Annotated in this window: 23 protein-coding genes; 17 read left to right on the top strand and 6 right to left on the bottom strand. The window is 39.6% G+C overall.

The window, feature by feature from the left end; translation table 11 throughout:
• Positions 1-59 precede the first annotated feature (59 nt).
• The 3 genes from rho to sdaAA all read left to right on the top strand — a co-directional run bounded on the left by rho (position 60) and on the right by sdaAA (position 3,633).
• Positions 60-1,730, top strand: coding sequence for a transcription termination factor Rho (rho, locus tag JMN32_RS10860; protein ID WP_202856361.1), 1,671 nt, complete (start codon positions 60-62; stop codon positions 1,728-1,730).
• Positions 1,731-1,843: 113 nt separating this feature from the next.
• The gene (locus JMN32_RS10855) at positions 1,844-2,650 is read left to right on the top strand and encodes a sulfite exporter TauE/SafE family protein (RefSeq protein WP_202856360.1); all 807 of its coding nucleotides are present in this window, start codon (positions 1,844-1,846) and stop codon (positions 2,648-2,650) included.
• A gap of 68 nt (positions 2,651-2,718) precedes the next feature.
• Complete coding sequence (gene sdaAA / locus JMN32_RS10850; RefSeq protein ID WP_202856359.1) at positions 2,719-3,633, top strand: L-serine ammonia-lyase, iron-sulfur-dependent, subunit alpha; 915 nt, start codon at positions 2,719-2,721, stop codon at positions 3,631-3,633.
• On the opposite strand, the gene JMN32_RS10845 is transcribed toward sdaAA, so the two are convergent.
• From JMN32_RS10845 to upp, 3 genes are all read right to left on the bottom strand, one after another.
• Positions 3,630-4,040, bottom strand: a complete 411-nt coding sequence (locus JMN32_RS10845; RefSeq protein ID WP_238354433.1) for a hypothetical protein — start codon at positions 4,038-4,040, stop codon at positions 3,630-3,632. The genes sdaAA and JMN32_RS10845 overlap by 4 nt on opposite strands.
• 72 nt (positions 4,041-4,112) lie before the next feature.
• Positions 4,113-5,066, bottom strand: a complete 954-nt coding sequence (locus tag JMN32_RS10840) for a calcium/sodium antiporter (RefSeq protein ID WP_202856357.1) — start codon at positions 5,064-5,066, stop codon at positions 4,113-4,115.
• Between the two features lie 8 nt (positions 5,067-5,074).
• A complete protein-coding gene (gene upp, locus JMN32_RS10835) occupies positions 5,075-5,719 on the bottom strand; it encodes a uracil phosphoribosyltransferase (RefSeq protein ID WP_202856356.1) in 645 nt (214 codons plus the stop codon).
• Between the two features lie 113 nt (positions 5,720-5,832).
• On the opposite strand from upp, the gene JMN32_RS10830 reads away from it, so the two are divergent.
• From JMN32_RS10830 to atpC, 12 genes are all read left to right on the top strand, one after another.
• Complete coding sequence (locus tag JMN32_RS10830) at positions 5,833-6,765, top strand: zinc-binding metallopeptidase family protein (RefSeq protein WP_238354432.1); 933 nt, start codon at positions 5,833-5,835, stop codon at positions 6,763-6,765.
• Between the two features lie 83 nt (positions 6,766-6,848).
• Positions 6,849-7,376: a hypoxanthine phosphoribosyltransferase gene (gene hpt / locus JMN32_RS10825; protein WP_202856355.1), complete on the top strand. Its 528-nt coding sequence runs from the start codon at positions 6,849-6,851 to the stop codon at positions 7,374-7,376.
• Positions 7,377-7,422: 46 nt separating this feature from the next.
• On the top strand, positions 7,423-8,007 hold the full coding sequence (locus JMN32_RS10820) for an adenylate kinase (protein ID WP_202856354.1): 585 nt from the start codon (positions 7,423-7,425) through the stop codon (positions 8,005-8,007).
• 8 nt (positions 8,008-8,015) lie between these two features.
• Positions 8,016-9,008, top strand: coding sequence for a GTPase ObgE (gene obgE / locus JMN32_RS10815; RefSeq protein ID WP_202856353.1), 993 nt, complete (start codon positions 8,016-8,018; stop codon positions 9,006-9,008).
• Positions 9,009-9,125: 117 nt separating this feature from the next.
• Entirely contained in the window at positions 9,126-9,752 is a 627-nt protein-coding gene (locus tag JMN32_RS10810; RefSeq protein ID WP_202856352.1) for a nucleotide exchange factor GrpE, read from the top strand.
• Positions 9,753-9,772: 20 nt separating this feature from the next.
• Positions 9,773-10,885, top strand: coding sequence for a molecular chaperone DnaJ (gene dnaJ, locus JMN32_RS10805; protein ID WP_202856351.1), 1,113 nt, complete (start codon positions 9,773-9,775; stop codon positions 10,883-10,885).
• Between the two features lie 112 nt (positions 10,886-10,997).
• On the top strand, positions 10,998-11,891 hold the full coding sequence (locus JMN32_RS10800) for a hypothetical protein (RefSeq protein ID WP_202856350.1): 894 nt from the start codon (positions 10,998-11,000) through the stop codon (positions 11,889-11,891).
• Positions 11,892-12,065: 174 nt separating this feature from the next.
• Positions 12,066-12,977: an ABC transporter ATP-binding protein gene (locus tag JMN32_RS10795; protein WP_202856349.1), complete on the top strand. Its 912-nt coding sequence runs from the start codon at positions 12,066-12,068 to the stop codon at positions 12,975-12,977.
• Positions 12,974-14,251, top strand: a complete 1,278-nt coding sequence (locus tag JMN32_RS10790; protein ID WP_202856348.1) for an ABC transporter permease — start codon at positions 12,974-12,976, stop codon at positions 14,249-14,251. Before JMN32_RS10795 ends, JMN32_RS10790 begins: the two co-directional genes overlap by 4 nt.
• Positions 14,252-14,364: 113 nt before the next feature.
• Positions 14,365-15,579 (top strand): sensor histidine kinase, encoded by a 1,215-nt coding sequence (locus JMN32_RS10785; RefSeq protein WP_202856347.1) that lies wholly within the window; start codon positions 14,365-14,367, stop codon positions 15,577-15,579.
• A 128-nt stretch (positions 15,580-15,707) separates the two neighbouring features.
• Positions 15,708-17,216 carry a F0F1 ATP synthase subunit beta gene (atpD, locus tag JMN32_RS10780; RefSeq protein WP_202856346.1) on the top strand — a complete coding sequence of 503 codons (1,509 nt, stop codon included), beginning with the start codon at positions 15,708-15,710 and terminating at the stop codon, positions 17,214-17,216.
• A gap of 79 nt (positions 17,217-17,295) precedes the next feature.
• The gene (atpC, locus tag JMN32_RS10775) at positions 17,296-17,544 is read left to right on the top strand and encodes an ATP synthase F1 subunit epsilon (RefSeq protein ID WP_202856345.1); all 249 of its coding nucleotides are present in this window, start codon (positions 17,296-17,298) and stop codon (positions 17,542-17,544) included.
• A 221-nt stretch (positions 17,545-17,765) separates the two neighbouring features.
• Here the strand turns inward: atpC and JMN32_RS10770 are convergent, their stop codons facing one another.
• Genes JMN32_RS10770 through JMN32_RS10760 form a run of 3 tightly spaced genes read right to left on the bottom strand, consistent with a single transcriptional unit; the run spans position 17,766 to position 20,346 of the window.
• Positions 17,766-18,065, bottom strand: coding sequence for a DUF6787 family protein (locus JMN32_RS10770; protein ID WP_202856344.1), 300 nt, complete (start codon positions 18,063-18,065; stop codon positions 17,766-17,768).
• Positions 18,065-18,745 carry an RluA family pseudouridine synthase gene (locus JMN32_RS10765; protein WP_202856343.1) on the bottom strand — a complete coding sequence of 227 codons (681 nt, stop codon included), beginning with the start codon at positions 18,743-18,745 and terminating at the stop codon, positions 18,065-18,067. The genes JMN32_RS10770 and JMN32_RS10765 overlap by 1 nt, the downstream gene beginning before the upstream one ends.
• Positions 18,746-18,765: 20 nt before the next feature.
• Entirely contained in the window at positions 18,766-20,346 is a 1,581-nt protein-coding gene (locus JMN32_RS10760) for a peptide chain release factor 3 (protein ID WP_202856342.1), read from the bottom strand.
• A gap of 243 nt (positions 20,347-20,589) precedes the next feature.
• Between JMN32_RS10760 and JMN32_RS10755 the strand changes: the two genes are divergently transcribed.
• Positions 20,590-21,237: a collagen-like protein gene (locus tag JMN32_RS10755; RefSeq protein ID WP_202856341.1), complete on the top strand. Its 648-nt coding sequence runs from the start codon at positions 20,590-20,592 to the stop codon at positions 21,235-21,237.
• A 176-nt stretch (positions 21,238-21,413) separates the two neighbouring features.
• On the top strand, positions 21,414-23,336 hold the full coding sequence (dnaK, locus tag JMN32_RS10750) for a molecular chaperone DnaK (RefSeq protein ID WP_202856340.1): 1,923 nt from the start codon (positions 21,414-21,416) through the stop codon (positions 23,334-23,336).
• The last annotated feature ends 92 nt before the right edge of the window (positions 23,337-23,428 follow it).

Here is a 23,428-nt window from a genome sequence, read left to right as displayed (position 1 = left end):
TCATGTTAATCAAAGTTATAATTCAATTAAAATATTAAGGAATTCACAATTGACAATTTATGTACACGATTGAAGAATTGAATGTTAGGCTTCTTTCAGAATTGAAGGAGATAGCAGAGGAACTAGGCCTGAAAAATTACAAGAAGCTAGCCAAACAGGAGCTAATCTATAAAATACTCGACCAACAAGCCGTCACACCAGAAAACCAGCTTCCCAAAAAGAAAACACCCGAATCGAAACCTGAGCAACCTAAGGAATCTAAGGATAGCAGATCAAAAGTAGATCAAAAGAAAGAAGATAAAGCACCCAGCAGACCTCCAAAAAGAGAGAATGTAAAAGTGAAAAACAATAAAAAAGAAGAAGAGCTATCTTCTGAGGAGCTATTGGAATCCTTCAATATTGAAGTTGATGAAAGCGTAACTTCTTTTGACTCTGACAAGGGCAAAAAAGAGGCTAAAGGTGATAAGCCTGAAAAGCCAGAGAGAAAGAGAGAAAGAAAAGAAGATAAGGAGAGTTCTCGCGATACCAAGGCAAAGGATAAACCTGAAAGAGGAGGCGAAGACGACAGAAGAAAAGACGACAGAAATAAAAGAAAAGAAAATAATGTCAAGGATTTTGATGGCGTAATAGAAAACGAAGGTGTACTCGAAATCATGCAAGATGGCTATGGTTTCCTTCGCTCTTCTGACTATAACTATCTAGCCAGCCCAGACGACATTTATGTTTCTCCTTCTCAAATCAAACTGTTTGGTCTCAAAACAGGAGATACCGTAAAAGGTCAGATCAGACCTCCCAAAGAAGGCGAAAAGTATTTTGCCCTGCTTAGAGTAGTAAGTGTAAATGGAAAAACTACTGAAGAAATTCGCGACCGGGTATCTTTTGAATACCTTACCCCACTTTTCCCTGAAGAAAAAATAAACCTAAGCACACGCCCTGATAACTACTCTACCAGAATTTTGGATCTTTTCGCACCAATTGGAAAAGGCCAAAGGGGTATGATTGTAGCACAGCCCAAAACAGGTAAAACAGTGCTTTTGAAAACAATTGCTAATGCCATTGCAGAAAACCATCCTGAGTGCTACCTGATCATACTTTTGATCGATGAGCGCCCTGAAGAGGTAACTGATATGGCAAGGAGCGTAAAAGCTGAAGTTGTAGCATCAACTTTTGACGAGCAAGCGGAAAGGCATGTAAAAGTATCCAGCATGGTACTGGAAAAAGCAAAAAGAATGGTAGAATGCGGTCATGATGTGGTGATCTTGTTAGACTCTATTACCAGACTGGCACGTGCGTACAACACTACAGTACCTTCATCTGGAAAAATATTGTCGGGTGGTGTTGATGCTAATGCACTTCACAAACCTAAGAGGTTTTTTGGAGCGGCACGAAATGTAGAAAATGGTGGATCTTTAACTATTATTGCTACGGCCCTGATAGAAACAGGATCTAAAATGGATGAAGTTATCTTTGAAGAATTCAAAGGAACAGGTAACATGGAACTTCAGCTGGATAGAAAACTATCTAACAAACGTGTTTACCCTGCCATTGATGTACCGGCTTCTGGTACTCGTAGAGAAGACCTTCTCATGTCTGAGGAAGAACTTCAAAGAGTATGGATTCTACGCAAGTTTATGTCTGACATGAACTCTAACGAGGCTATGGAATTCTTACTTTCTAAAATGAAAGGCACTCGAAACAATGAAGAGTTCCTTATTTCAATGAATGGATAATATTCATTGCCCAAATATCAAACTACCGGGTTTTAAGTAAATCCTAAATTTTATTAAGATGCCATCACGTACACGAGATGGCATCTTAATTTATAATCAGTCAGAAAAAGTTCATGGTTTACTTTCTTCTATCTCTTGCCGGACTAGTAGGTGGTTTTATAGCAGGTCTTACGGGTATTGGCACAGGCTTTCTTATGATTGTAGTCATTCCTCTGGCACTTCAATATATGAACATGCCGGATGAAGAAATGGTACGGTTCACCATCGCTAACACCATTTTTGCCACCATGTGCTCCGCATTTGTGAATAACCTTACCATGTGGAGGAAAAAACAGGTATACCCTAAAGACATGTTATGGGTGACAGTATCTGCTGTTATTTCTGCATCACTTGTACTACATTTTTTTGTGTTACGCGAAGAGTATTCCAAAGACACTTACAATTTTATAATTATTATATTTCTGGCATATATCATTTTCAGAACCATCTACAAACTTCGTAAGCCTTTTCATTACGACGAGGTTCAGAGCAAGGCCCGATTAACCATCACAGGCATTACGGCTGGAATAGTATCCTCAATAACAGGCCTGGGTGGCGGATCTATAATCATCCCTATGCTTAATTTATGGCTCAAAATGGATATAAAAAAGGCTAAATCTATATCTTTTGGAGCTATATTTGGCATTGCCTTTATGCTTACTATACTAAACCTGTTAAATACACCATCTTCAAATATACCCTATGCCCACCTGGGCTATATTTTACTTCCCGTTGCTATTCCCCTATCTATCGGCGTAATAATATCCTCTCCCTTGGGCACGAGTCTTAGTGATCGGCTATCATCCCGAACTATTTCCATAGTCTTTACCATTGTTATATCACTAGTCCTCCTTCGGAAAGTGTTTGAGCTTTGGGGCTAAAAAACCTTTTGTTTTCAAATTCTGTTTTTGTTGGAGTTACTGATTAACTTTGAAAAAACACGCGAATTATGAGTTTCTTATTTTCAGATTTTAATGGTTGGAAAGCCTATTGCGAAGAGCACGATATGAATCTTTTTGAGCCTGTACTTGAATATGAAAAGGAACAGAAAGGCCGGGGTGAGCAACAGGTATGGGAAGGACTAGGCAAAGCCTATGAAGTTATGAAAAACGCAGTTGAGACTGGCTTGCAAGAGGATATGACCTCTCGGTCGGGAATGATCAACAACGGGGCAAAAAAAGTATTCAAACACGACTTGGCTGTACTCTCGAAAGAGTTTCAAAACCTTATTTCCAGGGCTCTTGCCGCAAAAGAGGTGAATTCATGTATGGGCAGAATTGTAGCTGCTCCTACTGCCGGAGCATCAGGCATATTACCTGGCACACTATATACTTTACAGGAAATCCATAACCTGCCAGACCGCAAAATACTTGAAGGCCTATTGGTTGGGGCAGGCATCGCTCTGGTTATAGAGCAAAAGGCATCGCTGGCAGGTGCAGTAGGTGGCTGCCAGGCAGAAACCGGCAGTGCCGGCGCCATGGCAGCAGGAGCTATTGTATACTGCCTTGGAGGTAATATAAATCAGGTTTTCAATGCGGTTGCCATTACTATACAATGTATGCTGGGACTAGTTTGTGACCCCGTTGCCGGCCTTGTAGAGGTGCCGTGTGTAGTGCGAAATGCAAGTGCAGCAGCCATCGCGAACTCTTCGGCACAAATTGCACTGGCCAACGTGAGTGGTGTTATTCCAGTGGATGAATGTGTAGATGCAATGGCTGAGGTTGGACAAAGTATGGAAAACCGCTATAAAGAAACCGCTCTTGGAGGGTTAGCAGCAACTATTACCGGAAAAAATATATCAAAAAGTGTTTTGATACAAGATATTGAAATGCTTCCTGACGAAGACAACGACAAAAAGAACTAACGGGAAAAAATCGACATAACTTCAGGGCCTAGGGTATAGATCAATATAGAAAAGAAGGATGACCAAAATACTGCACTCAGAAACATAGAAATCACAATTTCTCGCTTAGAACTACCAAAACTGGCCAAGAGTAGTGTTCCCCCTATTGGGGTAAGAAGTAGAGGGGTAAGAAAAGCTACACCTGGCAAACCGTATTTTTTCCAGATCGCAACAAACCGCCTGTTTCTCTTGGTGAATTTTTTCCTACTCCCAAATAGTTTAACAAGTACCTTTTCACGCAAAATTTTCCCTAGGAAAGTAAACAACAAAACACTACACATCATACCCACAATAGTGATAAGAATTGTAGATAATAAACTAAATCCCCCGGCATACCCAAGTGTAGGGCCGAAAATAAACTTCAGCATGGTTAATAAGATAATCGTAAGGGCCTTCAATACCAATTCTTCCATTGCAAAAATCAACCTGGCTTCAGTAAATTATGTTATAACCGTATAAGTGTAAAAAATATAAATCGCGAGCAAAATGGCCCCAGAGACTCTACCCATTTTCCTTTTATAAAGCATCATGGGTAGCACAAGAAGTGTAACCCCTATCATAGCCACCATATCATGTTTTATTATCTCACCGCTAACATGTATATCTTTGATGATACTCGTTATGCCAAGGATAGAAAGAATATTAAAAATATTCGATCCCATTAAATTACCCAAAGCAAGGTCAGTCTCCTTTTTAACTGAGGCAACTATAGAGGTAACTAACTCGGGCAGGCTTGTTCCCAATGCAAGCACTGTTATACCTATAACACGCTCACTTACTCCCAAAAACAACGCTAGGTTTTTTGCTCCTCCCACAAACCAATCTGCGCCAAAATATAACCCTGCACACCCTACTAAAATAGAAAATGCATCTTTCCCAATATAACTGGATGGGGCAACGTCCTCCATTTCTTCTTCCAAAGCTTTTCTTGCCTTAGTTTCTTTGCGTGATTTTCTTATAATAAAGACTGTATACACAACAAGAAGTACAATGAATATGATCCCCTCATAAGTTTTGATCATGGCAGCATCTTCCTTCACCACAAAGTAGAGCAGCAATGAACTCCCCATGGTTACCGGCCAATCAATCTTGATACTATCAGAGTTGACTTTGATTACACCAATAGTAGCAGTCACACCAAGCACAAGCGCAAGGTTGCAAATATTTGACCCTACCACATTTCCCATGGTCATATCCGGACTGCCATCCAAAGCTGCCTTTATACTAATAAGAAGCTCAGGTGCAGATGTGCCAAAAGCCACTATGGTAAGCCCCACCACCAATGGAGATATATGAGCCCTTAATGCTATACTTGATGCGCCTTTTACAAGAAAGTCACCCCCTATTATGAGGACAAACAGGCCCACAACTAACATTAATATATTCAGCAGCATGTGTTAATTTATAATTTCGGTCCGAAACACAAATCTCCGGCATCACCAAGCCCGGGCACAATGTAGGATTTACTGTTGAGCTTTTCATCCAAAGCACCGGTCCAAATGGTATGTTCAACCTTCAACATCCTTGAAAGATAATCAATTCCTTCCGGTGCAGCAACAGCGGCTGCTATATGAATATGACTTGGCTTGCCATTATTGAGTAAATGATCTATCGATTCCACAGCAGATTTACCTGTTGCCAGCATGGGGTCCACCACGATAACTACTCTGCCATCCAACGACGGGGTAGCCATATATTCAAAATTAACCACAATCTCCTCTCCTCCCCCCTTCCTGTAGGCTCCTACAAATCCTACATCAGCCTGATCAAACATTTCTACAAAACCGTCAGAAAAGGGCAGGGCCGCTCTTAATATGGAGATTAAAACAGGCTGTTCGGCCAATAACTCAACCTCCATGGTATCAAGAGGTGTTGTCACTGTTGTCTTAGCATATTTTAATGTCCTTGATATTTCATATGCCATCACCGCTCCTAACCTTCTGAGGTTATTTCTAAATTTCGCGCGATCTTTCTGGGTATCTATATGCCTCATTTCAAACAGGAAATGATTAGCAGCTGAATTGGACTGATTGAGTACTTTTAACATTAAAAATAAAGAAGCAGGATTCGAAAAAAATTAGGCCTAAGTTAATTTTAAATCTAAATTTAACGAAAATTAAAAAATAACAATAGATTCCAATCTTTTAATAGCAATATTTAATGAAGCCCCATTTATCTGACATCAATTTGCTGAAACAACTATGTCAAATACATGCTCCATCAGGAAATGAATTAGGAATGAAAGATTTTATCCTGGACTTTGTAGATCGCGAAAAAGATAAATGGGTTTGCCAGCCCGAAATTTTTCATGGTCACGGGCTCCAGGACTGTATTATCTTAAAGTTTGGAACGCCTAAAACAGCTGCATTTGCTCACATGGATTCCATTGGTTTTACAGTTCGTTATCAAAACCAGTTAGTAGCCATTGGTGGCCCGGAAGCTCATAGTGGTTATAAACTTGTTGGGGAAGATAGCCTTGGGCCAATTGAGTGCGAACTGGAAGTAAATAAAGACCATCAGCTATTTTATAAATTTGCCCGTGCAATTGACCGAGGAACGGACCTTGTTTTCAAGTGTGAATTTGAAGAGACCAAAACTGAAGTTACTAGTTGCTACCTCGACAACAGGCTTGGAGTATACAACCTATTAAAGCTTGCTGAAACACTAGAAAATGGAGTATTGGTATTTAGCTGCTGGGAAGAGCATGGCGGAGGGTCCATTCCTTTTTTAGTTAGATTTATTTATGAAAAGTGGCAGATAACTCAAGGCTTGATCTCAGACATCACCTGGGTAACCGATGGGGTTTACCCGGGAGAGGGTGTAGTGATCTCTATTCGAGACCGAAACATACCTAGAAAATCTTACATTAAGCGTATTGTACAAATAGCAAACGACTCAAAAATTCCTTATCAACTGGAAGTGGAAGCAAGTGGCTCTAGTGATGGACGAGAGCTTCAAATATCGCCTTACCCTTTTGACTGGTGCTTCATAGGTGCCCCAGAAGAAAACGTACACTCTCCAGAAGAAAAAGTACATAAACATGACATCGTTTGTATGCTTGAACTTTACAAAGTACTTATGAAGAATCTTTGATTTTTGCTTTTTCAGTTCCTATTCCAATATAATTTTTATATTTGCATGCCTTTTGTTCTACAGAAGGCATTTTTATTTTACTTATGGTAGTCAAAGACAAAGAGTTTGTAAAATTTATCAGCAGCGAAGAAATCACTGCACGAATCCAGGATCTTGCGACCAGGGTCAATAGTGATTATAAAGACAAGAAGCCCCTTTTCGTAGCAATTCTAAACGGGTCATTTATGTTTGCCGCTGACCTAATGAAAGAAATTAATATTCCCTGCGAGATATCATTTGTTAAAGTTGCTTCTTATGAAGAAATGGAGAGTAGTGGTAATGTTAAGCAATTGATCGGCCTCAATGAAAATATTTTCAACAAGGACGTAATCATCATTGAAGACATTATCGATACGGGCCGGACAATAGCAAAAATACTTGAGGAATTCAGGTCCCTTGGGGCAAGTTCCACTGAAGTGATTACACTTCTTCAAAAGCCCAAGACAAATGTATCAGGAGAAAAGTTAAAGTACATAGGCTTTGACATTCCTGAAAAATTTGTTGTAGGTTATGGCTTGGATTATGATGGATTGGGGAGAAATTTAAAAGACATTTACCAACTCAAGGAGTAATCCCCTAATTTTCCATTATATTTAAACCCTTTTAAAAAAACATGTGATGCTAAACATAGTACTATTTGGCCCTCCCGGAGCTGGAAAAGGCACCCAGAGTGAAAAGCTCATTAGTAAATATAATCTTGAGCATATCTCAACCGGAGATTTATTCAGAAAGCACCTAAACGAAGGTACAGAATTAGGAAAAAGCGCCCAAAAATATATGGACGACGGCTTTCTGGTACCTGATGAAGTGGTAATAGGCATGGTAGATGATAAGATCAAAAATAGCTCTGAGGCTAACGGTTTTATCTTTGACGGCTTTCCCCGTACAATCAATCAGGCAGAAGCACTTGATAAGCTAATGAATGGCAAAGGCAACCCTATTTCAGGCATGATTTCCTTGGAGGTTCCTTTTGAAGAGCTTAAGAAAAGATTATTGGAGCGAGGAAAGATTTCAGGAAGGGTCGATGACCAGAACGAAGAAAAAATAGATAATCGTATCCAGGTTTACCTAAAAGAAACTTTACCTGTTTCTCAATACTACAAGAATCAGAATAAATTTAACGGCATACATGGCGTAGGGTCTATTGATGATATCTTTAATAACATCTGTGATGTCATTGATTCCCTCAAAATAGAAAAGTAAACAAGCGAGTGTCTTCATCTAACTTTATTGATTACGTAAAGTTCTGCTCGAGATCAGGAGCTGGAGGCGCTGGCTCCGTCCATTTCAGGCGTGAAAAACATGTTCCCAAAGGTGGCCCTGATGGTGGTAATGGCGGTCGTGGTGGCCATATTATCCTCAAAGGAAATACTCAACTATGGACATTATTGCATCTTAAATACCAAAAGCATGTTATTGCCGGAAATGGCAAGCCTGGTGAAGGAGGACGGCGAAGTGGTGCCCAGGGAGAAGACATTATTCTGGAAGTTCCCTTAGGTACCGTAGTCAAAGATTTCGAAAGCGGGAAAAAACTGTTTGAAATTACCGGGGATGGTGAGGAAGTAATTCTTACCGAGGGAGGCCGTGGAGGCCTGGGCAATGAAAATTTCAAAACAGCCACCAACCAAACCCCTCGCTTTGCTCAACCAGGAGAAGCAGGAAAAGAAGAATGGATAGTTTTAGAATTAAAGCTTCTTGCAGATGTAGGCCTTGTGGGCTTTCCAAATGCAGGAAAATCAACATTGCTCTCTGTGCTTTCTGCCGCCAAACCTGAAATTGCTGATTACCCTTTTACTACATTAACCCCAAACCTGGGAGTAGTGAGCTACCGTGACTACAAGTCCTTTGTCATGGCTGACATACCTGGTATTATCGAAGGAGCGGCAGAAGGAAAAGGTCTTGGAATTAGGTTTTTGCGACATATCGAACGTAACTCCCTACTACTTTTCTTGATACCTGCTGATGCTAAAGACATCATTAAAGAATATCAGATACTCTTGGGAGAGTTAAAAAAATATAATCCAGAGTTGCTCGATAAGGACAGAATACTGGCCATATCTAAATCAGATCTTCTGGATGAAGAGCTAATGAGTGAAATGAAGGAGGAATTACCCGTGGAGCTTCCACACGTTTTCATTTCTGCTGTTACTCAAACCGGACTTGTAGAATTGAAGGACCTCCTCTGGAAGCACTTGAACAAATAACCACAATCAACAGATAGTTAATTTCAATAGGATGTCATTTTGACATAACTTTGTGTTTTGGCAGAGTAATTGTCAATCAATTTGAATAATGTACAAGGTAAAGGTATATAACTAGCTATGAACAAGGAGAATATAGAAGAAAACGAAGTGAAAGATACCACGGAATCAACTCAGCAAGATGCAAAAGCTGCTGAAATGGGTGAAAAACCTGAAAATGTTGATGAAACAAAAGAGCAAGTCGAGAACCAGCCTGAAGAAGAAAATTCAAGTGAAGGTGATACTGCTGACAATGAACTGAAACGTCTAAAAGACGAATTGGCAGAAAGCAAAGACAAGTACCTACGCCTTTACTCTGAATTTGAAAATTTCAGAAGAAGAACAGCGAAGGAAAAGCTGGACATGGTACAAACAGCTCATGAGGACCTGATGACTGCTTTGATACCTGTGATTGACGACTTCGAAAGAGCTGAAAAATCATTTGAAGATAAAAGCACTGACCTTAATGCTGTTAAGGAGGGTGTAAAACTCATACAGAATAAATTTAAAAAAGTTTTAGAGCAAAAAGGCCTGAAAGCAATGGAAGGTAAAGAGGGAATGGACTTTGACTCAGAATACCATGAGGCCATCACCCAAATACCAGCACCTAAAAAGAACCTGAAAGGCAAGGTGGTAGATGTTATAGAAAAAGGCTATATGTTAAAGGATAAAGTTATCAGATACGCCAAAGTAGTTATAGGAAACTAAGAGCGAGAAAATTCAAGTTTATGGCGAAAAGAGATTTTTATGAGATTTTAGGAGTGGATAAATCCGCTTCTCAGGAAGAAATAAAAAAGGCTTACAGAAAGGTGGCCATCAAGTACCACCCAGACAAAAACCCAGATGATGCTGAGGCTGAGGATAAATTTAAGGAAGCTGCTGAAGCCTATGAAATACTAAGCAACCCTGAGAAAAGACAGAGATATGATCAATTTGGTCATGCAGGCATGAACGGCGGTGGCTTCGGCGGCGGCATGAACATGGATGATATTTTCTCTCAATTCGGAGATATCTTTGGTGGTGGTGGCAGCCCGTTTGAGAGTTTCTTCGGTGGCGGTGGCGGCCGCAGAAGGCAGCGGAAAGGATCAAACCTTCGTATTAAACTAAAACTCACACTGGAAGAGATAGCTGAGGGTGTTGAGAAAAAAATAAAGGTAAACAGGCTCGTTAGAGCCGAGGGTGTTACTTTCAAAAACTGTTCTACCTGTCATGGTAGTGGCCAGGTACGTAAGGCCGTAAACACAATGCTCGGACAAATGGTATCAACCAGCACATGTCCTTCATGTAACGGGTCAGGGCAGATTATAGATCACAGACCTCCTGGTGTTGATAGTTCTGGACTCGTACCTAAAGAAGAAGTTATCAGTGTAAAAATACCTGGTGGCGTATCTGACGGAATACAGCTTTCCATGTCTGGCAAAGGTAATGAGGCCCCAGGAGGTGGTTTAGCTGGAGACCTCCTTATCGTAATAGAAGAAAAGGAAAATGATCAGCTGATCCGCGAGGGAAACAATGTAGTTTATGACCTTTATGTCAGCTTTATTGACGCTGCTTTAGGCACATCTGTAGAAGTTCCTACAATATCCGGCAAAGCACGTATTAAAATAGAACCTGGAACTCAGAGCGGAAAAATACTGAGGCTAAGAGGTAAAGGTATTAAAGACCTTAACGGGTATGGCAAAGGTGATCAGCTTATACATGTAAATGTATGGACCCCAAAACACCTCTCCTCAGATGAGAAAGCAAAACTTGAAAGTATGCGTGACTCTGCTAATTTCCACCCAAAACCCGGAAAAAGCGAAAAAAGTATTTTCGGAAAAATGAGAGAGTTTTTTGAATAAAAAAAGATGAAATTGGAAGAAAGCGACAAATTTGCTATTTGTCGCTTTTTTTATTGATAATTTTCTAATGTCTTGTAACTCAACAAAAACAAATACCGTATTTACACACACTATGCGGAGAAGAATTTTTTTACTGGGTGCAGGGATCATCAGTACTACCCTTTCGTTTTCACAGGTTAAAAAACAGTTTTCGGTTGAAGATATTAAAACCGTAGAGCGAGTTGATCTTCACTTTAGTGTCAATAGCGGCTCCTGCTTATTAAAGCCAAGTAAAAGCACTGAGCTTCTCAACGTATATAGTGATCAGAATTATGACAATTATTCTCACTCTTTTGATAAATCTATAAGAAATAAAACCTGCACAATAAAACTGGCTCTTGAAGATGACAAATCAGAAGGGCTTAGTCAGTCCATCTCCTATCGCATGTTTGGTTCATCAAATGAGTCTACCAAAAAGCTTTGGAAGGTTTATCTTACCGATAATAAAAGTTACAATTTAAATCTCAAATACGGGATTGGAGAAGCCGATATAGACCTTTCAGGGCTTTCCATAGGAAAGTTAAAAATACATACAGGTAGTGCAGATGTTAATATTGGGTACTTATCGGGCGTCAAGAATCAGATAGTAATGGATACCTTTTATGTAAAGGTTGATCTCGGCTCGGTAAATGTAAAAAAGCTTAATCTTTCAAAGTCCAAGCACGTTGTTGCAGATATTGGTTTTGGCAATCTCCTTCTTGATTTCAGTGACAAACCCCAGGTAAGAAGTGAAATAAAGGGCAGCGTTGGAGCCGGCAACCTGATGATTATGCTCCCAGAAGATGAAATCCCCGTTATAGTATCTGTAAATGACTCCTGGCTCTGCAAAGTAAAACTCACCAAATCCTTCAAGAAGCTTTCCGACAATGTATTCGTGAATGAGGCCTATGATGAAAATGCAGACAACCTGCTGTCTTTCAACTTGGATGTAAGCATGGGCAGCATTGTTTTCAAAGAAAAGAAATAAAAATTTTCACCTCCCATTTATATTTTTTTAGCAGAGTATATAACCGCTCCCTATAGTTTACTTTCACCTTCTTACCCATTTGTGATAGCTTCGTCATTGGATTCATCTTATCTATGGATATATTCACTGTTTGTAAAGCATTGATTCTGAAACAGAAACTAAACCACAAGAATTTTGGAAGCACTTATTGCAAAAAATATCACTAAGCGGTACTCCAATCATACCGCTCTCGATAATGTAAGCCTGAGTATTCCCTCTCAAAGCATTTTTGGGTTATTAGGCCCCAACGGTGCAGGAAAAACAACTATGATTCGGATTATCAACCAGATCATAGATGCTGATGAGGGGGAAGTTCTCATTAATGGAAAAAAACTAAGCCCAGAACACATTTCTATCATAGGATACCTGCCTGAAGAAAGGGGTCTATATAAAAAAATGAAGGTTGGTGAACAGTTGGTGTATCTTGGCCAACTCAGAAACCTAACCAGAAAGGAGGCTATCCTCCGAAGCAAGGCATGGACTAAAAAGCTCGGAATTTACGAATGGTGGGACAAGAAAGTGGAAGATCTTTCAAAAGGTATGGCACAAAAAATACAATTTATTTCAACTGTACTTCATGAGCCAAAACTTATTATTCTCGATGAACCATTCTCAGGTTTTGATCCGGTAAATGCCAACCTGATAAAGGAAGAAATATTCGAACTTCGTGATAAAGGTAGTACTATTATATTTTCAACTCACCGAATGGAGTCAGTAGAAGAGCTTTGCGACCATATAGCCCTGATCAATAACTCAAAGTTAATACTGGAAGGCTCTAAAAAGGATATCAAGCACTCCTACAAATCAAACACATACATAGTGGAACATCAGGGAGCACTCAATGGGTCACTTCCTGATAGCTTTAAAGTACTCGACAACAACTTACTACATGAAAATTTTTATAAAAGCATTGTGAAAATAGCTGGTGAAACAAGCCCAAATGAATTACTCAAAAGCCTTGTTGCAGTCACGGAAGTTCACTCATTTGTTGAGAAAATTCCAAGTATCAGCGAAATATTCATTTCTAAAGTAGGAGGTAACAAATGAACAAAACGTTTCTAATTATACAAAGAGAGTTCCTGAGCAGAGTTAAGAAAAAGTCATTTCTAATAGCAACCATTCTTGTTCCTCTGATTTTTCCTGCATTAATAGGTGGGATAGGTTATGTGATGAAAAAAGAATCTGAGAATGCAAATGCTCAGGTAATCCATGTTTTGGACCAACAAGGCTCATTCAATTTTGAAAACACAGATAAGTATGAGTTCGTTAAAGTCACCGGAGATCTGGAAACAGCAAAAACAGCCTTTGCTGAATCTGAAGATTACGGTCTATTATATATACCTGAGTTTAACATTGAGTCCCCGAAAGGCTTCGTTCTTTATGCCAAAAGTAACCCGAGCTTCTCCACCATTGGAGATATTGAAAATGAGATAGAGGATGCAATAAAGGATGACAAGCTCCAAGTTTACAATATTGACAAAGAAGTACTTGACAAACTAAAAACCAAGGTAGACCTGCGATCTGTAAACATCGCAGAAGGAGAGGAAAAGGAAAGCGATGCTGGAATTTCATTTGCCATAGGTTATTTTACAGGATTTCTAATTTACATTTTCATGTTTGCCTATGGGGGACAGGTAATGCAAGGCGTAATTGAAGAAAAAAGCAGCAAAATTGTAGAAGTAATCATTTCAACTGTCAAACCTTTCCAGTTGATGCTTGGCAAAATATTGGGAGTAGCGTCAGTAGGCCTTTTCCAGGTGCTAATTTGGGTAGTACTCATAGCTATTTTATCTACAACAGTATTAGGCCTGCTGGGCTTAGAAATACCTCATGAGGCTGCCATACAAGGAGCAGATGTCGAAACATCAGAAAAATTTTTGCGTTTGCTTGCTAATATTCCGTTTACAAAGATTATCCTCACCTTTATTTTTTACTTTATCGGGGGGTATATGTTATACGGCGCTTTATTTGCTGCTGCCGGTTCTGCTGTAGACTCCCCTTCAGAAGCGCAGCAATTCATGTTTCCAATCATGATACCGCTCATTGCGGGCATCATAGGTATGCAAAGCATTATTACCAATCCCGATGGGAACGTTAGCTTCTGGCTATCTATTATTCCATTCACTTCACCTATCGCTATGATGGGCCGTATCGGATTTGGTGTTCCTGCCTGGGAACTGGCACTATCCATGGTTTTGTTGGTGCTTGGATTTATATTCACCACCTGGATGGCTGGCAGGATTTACAGGGTAGGTATCCTTATGCATGGTGTTAAGGTAAATTACAAAACCCTGGCCAAGTGGTTCATGATGAAGAACTAACAAATATCAATGAACTACACCAACCAGAACAATTGCAAAGACAGCCTGTCGTTACCGGATAATGTTTATTATCCGGTTTTTTTATTTTATTTTGATCAACTTTAGGGGCATCTATGGCTAAAACAAACAAAGCAACTGGCATTGATATCTATTACAATAAATCCAAGATCAAGTGGATCGTTTTAGTAGTGTCTGTACTTATAAGCGTTGCCTCCATATATTATACAGACATACTAGTTGACCAGTTAAAGGAACGAGAGCGAAAACAAATCGAACTTTTTGCTAAGGCGCTGGAATATACAGCAAATGAAAGCCTTGATAATAACATATACTTTATCACTGACCAGATATTATTTGAAAATAACTCCATCCCTACTATACTAATTACTGAAAATGGAGAAATTACAGGACATCGTAATATAGAAATTGATTCTTCTGCATCTCAGGTGCAAATGAATCAACAATTGTATGAAGAGTTGGAAGAAATGAGAGACACTTATGATCCCATAGAGGTCAGGTTAAAAGACCCGAATACCAATGAAATATACGAAGTCCAGTATGTCTACTATAAAAACTCATTTCTACTTACCCAACTAATCTATTACCCTTATGTACAGCTATCAGTCATTTCGTTATTTGCATTTATAGTATATTTAATATTCAACTACTCCAAAGCCGCTGAGCAAAATCGCGTATGGGTTGGCCTGGCTAAGGAGACCGCCCATCAGCTAGGCACCCCTATTTCATCTCTAATGGCCTGGGTAGAATACTTCAAAGATCAGGCTCAGATAGAAGATAAGAATCTGTTTGACGAACTAGATAAAGACATAAAAAAATTGCAGGTAATTACTGAGCGGTTTTCCAACATTGGCTCCACACCAGTGCTTTCTGAGGAAAATGTTGAAGTACTGATCAAAAATATCATTGATTACTTAAAGCCCAGAATCTCCCCAAAAGTCAACATGACTGTTGACTCATTAACACCACAGATCACTGCTATGATCAACCCCCCTCTTTTTGAGTGGGTAATCGAAAATTTATGCAAAAATGCCGTTGATGCTATGAGTGGTTCAGGGTCAATCAACATCTATATATTAAAAGGTAGTGACCATCGTGTGTTTGTGGATATAACAGACACTGGAAAAGGAATACCAAAATCTAAAATAAGACAAGTCTTTAGCCCAGGTTTTACCACAAAAAAACGCGGCTGGGGTTTGGGCCTGACACTTGCAAAAAGGATCATTGAAATTTATCACCAAGGAAAGATTTTTGTCAAATCATCAGAAGAAAACCAAGGCACTACCTTCCGTATTGTATTACACACCTGAGCCAAAAGCCATTAGATTAACTTTAGACTTAAAAAAGGCACCTTAGCTTTGCTTTATGGATAATTTACGTGTAGGTTTGCGGACTGAAATTATCGAGGCACTAAATCATTTCTATAAAACAATAAAAGATGGCAAATATTGGTAAAATTACCCAGGTAATCGGCCCCGTAGTAGACGTTAGCTTTGATGCTGAGGGTGCTAAATTACCTAATATCCTTGATTCATTAGAGGTAACCAAAGCAAACGGACAAAAAGTGGTATTGGAATGCCAGCAACACCTTGGAGAAGACAGAGTAAGAACCATCTCCATGGAAAGTACCGAAGGCTTGATCAGAGGAATGGAAGTTATTGATACTGGCGCTCCTATTAACATGCCTACAGGTGATGATATCAAGGGCCGACTGTTCAACGTAATTGGTGAAGCCATTGACGGTATTGCACAACCCTCCGGCGACACAAAACTACCAATACACAGACAAGCTCCTAAATTTGAAGACCTTTCTACTTCAACTGAGGTGCTTTACACAGGTATTAAAGTAATTGACCTTATCGAGCCTTACTCAAAAGGTGGTAAAATTGGTCTTTTCGGTGGTGCAGGTGTAGGTAAAACCGTACTTATCCAGGAGTTAATCAACAACATTGCGAAAGCATACTCTGGTCTATCAGTATTTGCTGGTGTAGGTGAAAGAACCCGTGAAGGTAATGACCTTCTTCGTGAGATGATCGAATCTGGTATTGTAACTTACGGTGAAGCATTCACAAAATCTATGGAAGAAGGCGGATGGGATCTTAGTCTTGTTGATCAGGAAAAACTTAAAGAATCAAAAGCAACCTTCGTATTTGGTCAGATGAATGAACCTCCTGGTGCTCGTGCTCGAGTAGCATTGTCTGGTCTTACCCTTGCAGAGTACTTCCGTGATGGAGACGGGGAAGGGCAAGGAAAAGATATTCTTTTCTTCGTTGACAACATCTTCCGTTTCACTCAGGCAGGCTCTGAGGTATCAGCTCTTCTTGGTCGTATGCCTTCTGCGGTAGGTTACCAGCCTACATTGGCTACAGAAATGGGTGCTATGCAGGAAAGAATTACTTCAACTAAAAAGGGATCTATTACTTCCGTACAGGCTGTTTATGTACCTGCGGATGACTTGACTGACCCTGCTCCTGCTACTACCTTCGCTCACCTTGATGCTACAACGGTACTTTCAAGAAAGATTTCTGAGCTAGGTATCTATCCTGCTGTGGATCCATTGGATTCTACTTCAAGAATTCTTAGTGCAGATGTACTAGGTGATGAGCACTATGGCTGCGCGCAAAGAGTTAAAGAGATTCTTCAGAGATATAAAGAACTTCAGGATATTATCGCCATCCTTGGTATGGACGAACTTTCTGATGAAGATAAAGAAGTTGTACACAGAGCGAGAAGGGTACAAAGATTCCTTTCTCAACCATTCCACGTTGCAGAGCAGTTTACAGGTATCCCTGGTGTTCTTGTTGACATCAAAGATACTATCAAAGGCTTCAACATGATTATGGATGGGGAGCTTGACCATCTTCCTGAAATGGCATTTAACCTTGTGGGTTCAATTGAAGATGCTATTAAGAAAGGTGAGAAAATGCTCGCTGAAACCAAAAAATAAATTCTGGTAAGTGTGAGGTGATTAACCTCACACTTTTTTATCAGGTCTTTTAACGGACCATTAAACCAAATTTTGTCATATGTTTTTAGAAATAGTTACACCTGCTAAAAAAGTATATGAAGGAGAAGTCAATGCTATTGCTTTTCCAGGTGTTGACGGCTCATTTCAAGTTTTAAATGACCATGCCCCTTTAGTAAGTAGCCTAGGCAAGGGTACTGTGACTTATCAAAACAAAGAAGGGAAACACAACGTGGAAATATCCGGGGGTGTTGTCGAGGTGCTTAATAATAAAATAGTTTTACTCGCCGACGGTTTGATTGGAGAGTAAATTTTTAATATAAAGCTTTGAAAAGGCTGTTTAGAAGTTGAGAAACATCTAAACAGCCTTTTTATTTACAAAGCATCAGTCCTTACATGGAGGCATTAATTGTTTTCTCAGCGAAATCACCAAACCTAATAACTTTTTAAGTTCTACCCAGAAGAAGCACATAAAAAACAGCCCCATACACCATGAGCCGACCTTATTGAACCGCAATACCAGAAGAGTCTCTACTTCCCAAACATTCTGCGGAACATTCGTTTCTCAAACTCCCAGAAAAAGTTAAACTGACCAAACAGAAATCCATAAACCAGTAGAATGGTGTTATAAACAGGCAGGATAAGTAAATAATAGCACAAGGTAAAGACCCAATTTCTATCTTCCTTTTCTGCTATTAGTGATAAAATGGGTTCCTTTAAAAACAATACAGTAAAGCCAGTGCACGCAAAAACAATTAAAATAACAATAGCCTGGATTGTTGTCACATTCCATCTCCTTTCCAACTTATCTAACCAGCCGGGTTTCCTCATTAGTTATCAAATAGTTTCCAAATCTGATCATTTGGCACCGGCGCGGTAAAGGACATTTTTTCCTTCTTCACAGGATGCTCAAAAGAAACTGATCTGGAATGTAAATAAATATTACCATCCTTGCTGGGTTTACTAGCTCCATACTTCACATCTCCCATAATAGTGCAGCCGATTTTCGCCAATTGTACCCTAATCTGGTGTGGCCGCCCAGTCATCAGCTTAATCTCGAGTAGATAATATTCAGCAATACGACCGATCAACTTATAATTCAATATGGCCTTTTGTGAGCCACTGACCTGCTTATTAGAGGCAACCGCTTTATTAATCTTTGTGTTCTTTTTTAGCCAATGAACAAGCTCTCCCTGAGTATTGGGAGGGCGGTGTGTTGTTATTGCCCAATAGGTTTTTTCTATTTGTCGTTCCTTAAAAGCCTTATTCATTCTTTCAAGGGCTTTAGAGGTTCGGGCCATTACTACAGTACCACTTACTGGGCGGTCAAGCCGATGAATAACGCCTAGAAAAACCGCTCCAGGCTTATTGTATTCTTTTTTAATATAGGCCTTACCTTCTTCAGCAAGTGTTACATCCCCTGTTTTATCTCCCTGAACGAGCAGTCCTGCTGGTTTATTAACAACCAACAGGTGATTGTCTTCATATAATATATCTTTTTTGGTAAGCATGAACCTCTTCTCTAATTTATTTAAAACTCCGATGTAAAATGAAACTCTATATCAGGGAAATTGTCCTGCACCATGGTAAGCCAGGCACGTGACTCTGCCATAAAGACAAGTTTTCCATCTTTATCTTTGGCAATGTGTCTGTATTTGGAATCAACAAATGCATTGAGCGCCTTTTTATCTTTGCTACTTATCCAACAAGCCTTGTACAAGTTCATAGGCATAAAATCGCAAGAGGCACCATACTCGTGCTTCAAGCGATGCTGAATTACCTCAAATTGAAGTGCTCCAACAGTTCCCACAACCTTTCTGGACCCTAGCTCATATGAAAACAATTGAGCTACACCTTCCTCCATCAATTGATTAAGACCCTTCTCCAACTGTTTGGTTTTCATAGCATCCTTATTCACCACTTCTTTGAATATCTCTGGTGAGAAACTGGGTATACCTTTATAAACTCCCTTCTCTCCTTCCGTAATAGTGTCACCTATTTTTAGGTTACCGGTATCATACAAACCAACGATATCTCCCGGCCACGCCTCATCTACCAATTCCTTCTCCTGAGCCATAAAAGCCGTTACATTCGAAAATCTGATTTTTTTATCAGCCCGCACATGATAATAATTAGTCCCTCTTTCAAATTTTCCAGAGCACACTCGAATAAAGGCAATTCTATTCCGGTGATTTGGATCCATGTTTGCATGGATCTTGAAAATGAAACCTGAAAATTTGTTTTCATCAGGAGCGACAACTCTTTCTTCGGTCTCCCTTGATTTTGGAGCCGGAGCTAGGTCAATAAAACAATCTAAAAGTTCTTTAACTCCAAAATTATTAACTGCACTCCCAAAAAACACGGGGGCAACATTTCCTGCCAAATATTCATCAACATCAAACTCAGGATAGACACCTTCTATCAGCTCTACATCTTCTCGAAGCTGATTAGCATAGCTCTCCCCTACTTCCTTATCAATAAATGGGTCATTGATATCTTTTATGGTCATACCATCCCCTTCCACCTTAGTTTTACTAGGTTGAAAAAGATGTAGCGTTTTATTATATAGACTATAAACACCCTTAAAAGTCTTACCCATACTGATTGGCCAGCTTAAAGGTCTTACCTTAATATCAAGTTTCTCCTCAATCTCATCAAGCAAATCATATGGATCACGCCCTTCTCTATCGAGCTTATTAATAAAGCATATCACGGGGGTTTTACGCATACGACAAACCTCCATTAACTTTTCTGTCTGGATCTCCACACCCTTTACGCAATCAATTACCATGATCACACTGTCAACAGCAGTTAGCGTACGGTAAGTATCCTCGGCAAAATCCTGGTGACCAGGGGTATCCAGCAGGTTTATCTTTTTCCCATTATAGTTAAAGCCCATGACGGAAGTAGCCACTGATATACCTCTCTGCTTTTCTATCTCCATCCAGTCAGAACGGGCATGCATTTTTATTTTATTTGACTTCACCGCCCCGGCAGTTTGTATCGCTCCTCCAAAAAGCAGCAGTTTTTCTGTTAGTGTTGTCTTTCCTGCATCCGGGTGACTGATAATCCCAAATGTCCTTCGCTTTGCTATTTCTTCTTTTAATGCCATATTATAAATTTCGAAGCTGCAAAGTTACATGTTTACTTTTAAGTTTAGGTTTCTGAAAGAATTTCTAAGCATCTCAATTGCCAATATCCTTCCATATATTAATGACTTTCAGCCAAATAATCTGTTATGGACATTCAAAAAAGTTAAGTCATCTATATTTTTCTCTATTTTTATTTAAATTTGCAGCCCCCATATTACATCTAATCAAGTAAGTTTTTTTCTAATTTTTTAATTAATTACTTTATGAAAAAGTTATTCTATTTATTTTTTGTTGTAATAATGAGCATTTCACTGGTTAATTGTGCCGAAGATGGGGAACCCGGCCCTGCCGGGACAGATGGAGCTGATGGCACTAACGGAGTAGATGGCGAAAACGGTGTGGATGGCGAAAATGGTGTAGGGTTTGATGAGCTTGTTAAATATGGCAATATCAGGGTATTTCTGGATGGAACCCGCTCAGATGAGATTGCATTTAAAGATACATCCGACTTCAAATTTACTGCGGTGGATGACCTTGCAAGCTATAATATTGTTACCAAAGGCACTGACTACAATTTTAAAGTTGAACGCTTTTTAAGCGCTCCAGACGATGTTTATCAAGACTCATATATGCAAATAAGTTTTGATGTAACGGATGCGCAAAGTGAAAGCAAAACATTTAAGATATCTTCATTCTACTTCCGTAAAAATATTGTCACTACTGATCTGAAAGTATTTCAGCAAATTTTCAGAACTCCAACAACTGCTGAAATTACTGACTACAACTTTGATGAAACCACAAATAATTTAAAATTCAAATTTTCTTTTACTATGGCTGCTGCATCTAACGAAACCGGTAACGCGCTTAATGTTTCAGGAGAGGTAGATGTTATAGTTTTTGAAAAACTATAAATCAAGAAACATAATTAAAAAAGCCCTGCTCAAATATTTGAGCAGGGCTTTTTTAATTAATATTCACCGCCAACACTGCCAATCTGTCACATTATTTCATTTGGCATAACCATTGATAAACTATTGATAACGAATAAAATCTTTTGAAACTGAATATTAATAAATAAGAATTTATCATGGGAAAAATTATTGGAATTGACTTAGGAACAACCAACTCTTGCGTTGCCGTGATGGAGGGAAATGAGCCTGTGGTAATCCCAAATAGCGAAGGTAGAAGAACAACTCCTTCGATTGTCGCTTTTCTTGACGATGGAAAAGGTGAGCGAAAGGTGGGAGATCCTGCGAAAAGGCAAGCTATTACTAACCCTCATAACACCATCAGCTCTGTAAAGAGATTTATGGGTAAAAAGTACACTGAGGTAAGCGAAGAGCGCAAAGCTGTTTCATACTCTCTTGAAAAAGGTAACAATGATACCGTAAGAGTTAAGATAGGAGACAGACACTATACACCTCAGGAAATATCAGCAATGATCCTTCAGAAAATGAAGTCTACTGCTGAAGATTACCTGGGAACAGAAATTAAAGAGGCGGTAATTACCGTACCTGCTTATTTTAATGATGCTGAACGTCATGCCACTAAAGAAGCTGGTCAAATTGCCGGACTTGAAGTAAAAAGGATCATTAACGAGCCTACGGCTGCTGCTTTAGCTTATGGTCTTGACAAGAAAGATAAGGATATGAAGATCGCTGTGTATGACCTTGGTGGTGGTACCTTTGATATCTCAATCCTTGAGCTTGGTGATGGCGTATTTGAAGTGAAATCAACCAATGGTGATGTTCACTTGGGTGGGGATGATTTTGACCAGGTAATTATCAACTGGTTGGCAGACGAATTCAAAAATGACGAGAATGTAGATCTTAGAAAAGACCCTATGGCTCTTCAGAGATTGAAAGAAGCTGCAGAAAAAGCTAAAATAGAGTTATCAAGCTCTACTGAAACTGAAATCAACTTACCATACATCATGCCCGTTGACGGTGTGCCAAAACACTTGGTAAGGAAACTAACAAGATCAAAATTTGAGCAGCTTGCTGATGATCTGATCAAAAGATCCATGGAGCCTTGTAAGGTCGCTCTTAAAGATGCAAGCCTTAGCCCTTCTGACATTGATGAAGTAATCTTGGTAGGTGGTTCAACAAGAATCCCAAAAATCCAGGAAGAGGTTGAGAAGTTCTTCGGGAAAAAACCTTCAAAAGGCGTGAACCCTGACGAAGTAGTAGCTATTGGTGCTGCAATCCAAGGTGGTGTACTTACTGGTGAAGTTAAAGATGTACTTCTCCTTGATGTCACTCCACTTTCTTTAGGTATCGAAACTATGGGAGGTGTGTTCACCAAATTAATAGAAGCGAACACTACGATTCCATCAAAGAAATCTGAAGTATTTTCAACTGCCGCTGACAATCAGCCTTCTGTAGAAATTCACGTACTACAAGGAGAGCGCTCAATGGCGAGAGATAACAGAACGATCGGTAGATTCCATCTTGACGGAATTCCACCGGCTCCAAGAGGTGTGCCTCAAATTGAAGTAACGTTCGATATCGATGCTAATGGTATCATGAATGTTTCTGCAAAAGATAAAGGTACAGGTAAAGAGCAAAAAATCAGAATCGAAGCTTCTTCAGGCTTGACCGATGAAGAAATCGAAAAAATGAAGCAGGAAGCTCAGGCCAACGCTGAAGCTGACAAGCAAGCAAAAGAAAAGATCGACAAGATCAACGCTGCGGATTCATTGATCTTCCAAACTGAGAAGCAGTTGAAAGAGTATGGAGAGAAGCTCTCTGATGATAACAAGACTAAAATCAACGGTGCTCTTGAAGAATTGAAGAAAGCACATCAGGCTCAGGATGTTGATGCCATAGAAAAAGCTATGGAAGACCTAAACAAAGCCTGGGAAGGTGCGGCTCAGGAAATGTATGCAGCTTCTGGTGCTGATCAGGCTGGGGGAGCAGGAGCAAATGCTGAAGGTCAGGCAGATGCAGGATCTGAAGGAGATGTATCTGATGTAGAATTTGAAGAAGTAGACGATAACAATAAAAAGTAATCTGCTTACTTGAATTAAGGTTAAGGAGGCCGTCTCAAAAGTCATTTTGGGACGGTTTTCTTTTTCAACAGATTTAGATGTTTTTAGAATTG

Source organism: Fulvivirga marina (assembly GCF_016775155.1).
GTDB lineage: Bacteria > Bacteroidota > Bacteroidia > Cytophagales > Cyclobacteriaceae > Fulvivirga > Fulvivirga marina.
This window is presented reverse-complemented; position numbering and strand designations above follow the sequence as displayed.